The 1,091-nt window shown below is 42.3% G+C and carries 1 protein-coding gene and 1 pseudogene; one reads left to right on the top strand and one right to left on the bottom strand.

The annotated features are described in order from the left end of the window. Positions 1–202: pseudogene (locus R7Q47_RS26105) on the top strand (hypothetical protein); the annotation flags it as partial. On the opposite strand, the gene R7Q47_RS26100 reads toward R7Q47_RS26105, so the two are convergent. Further along, on the bottom strand, positions 138–998 hold the full coding sequence (locus tag R7Q47_RS26100; protein ID WP_318090243.1) for a LysR family transcriptional regulator: 861 nt from the start codon (positions 996–998) through the stop codon (positions 138–140). The pseudogene R7Q47_RS26105 and the gene R7Q47_RS26100 overlap by 65 nt on opposite strands. Positions 999–1,091: the final 93 nt, after the last annotated feature.

Raw genomic sequence — 1,091 nt, 5'->3', positions numbered from 1 at the left:
TTTCGTTCTAGCAGGGTTACCTGTATGGGAAATTGGTTTGACGATGGCGGTCGGTGGCTTTATTGGCGCTCAACTTGGCGCAAAAGTGGTGGTTACCAAAGGTCAAAAGTGGATTCGACCTCTAGTGATTACCATGTCTATGCTGATGGCAACAAAACTTCTTTGGCAACAACATCAGCAATGGCTTCTAACACTGTTTTAATTCGCTGATTGCGGTATGTGTTGTGGCGAAGACAGATGTGTATTGGGCGAATTAGAGGCTCTAGTTCTTCGAATTCAAAACAGAAATTTGATGCGATGTTGAGTGTTTTGATGATGGATTTAGGTATCAGTGCTGGTGCCATACCTTTTAAAGCTAATTGCGCTGCCGCAGTGTAGGAGTCCATCTCCATCAAAGGTTGGATCTCGTTCTTGGACAAAATGGCTTGCTGGTATGTATTGGCTGGGTTATTCAAATCGTTAGTTAAAATTGCTTCTGGTAATTGAGTTAGTGGGTGCTTACTTATTATAGAGAAAGGCTCATCGGCGAGATGAACGCTCATCAAACCGTGATGAGAAGGTAAGTAACCAGCGCAGAATCCTAGGGTCGCTCGCCCTGATTTTACGTTTTCAACGATTCTCGGAGTGTGATTGGTAGAGATTCTGAGATAAGGATCGCGTGCCAGTTGCTCTTCCATAATCATACTCAGATAACCTGCGACGAGAGTTTCTGAGCAATCCATTTTTATTAATGACGTATCTTCGAGCTCTTGCTGATCGTAAATCTGTCCTCGTAACTCATTGAATGTGGGCTCTATCGTATTGATAAGGGCCAGAGCATCCGAGGTTAGTTTAATGTGTCTGCCGTTTGGCTCGATCAGTTTCTTTCCTAACTTTTTTTCTAAATTGGCGATACGTTTACTCACCGCAGATTGGCTGATGTACAGCTGACTACCAGTGCGGCTCATGGTTTTTTCTTTACTTAGTACAAGTAACGTTTCAATGCCTTCTAATAACATAGCAATTAATGAAAATTAGGAATGAGACGGATAATTTAACGAATTGCTGATGGATAAGCGAATCGTGTTAATTAAAATGCGAAGAGCCGAGAT

Source organism: Vibrio sp. Vb0349, from assembly GCF_033338975.1.
The sequence above is the reverse complement of the archived record's forward strand: the minus strand, read 5'-3'. Positions and strand labels throughout refer to the sequence as shown.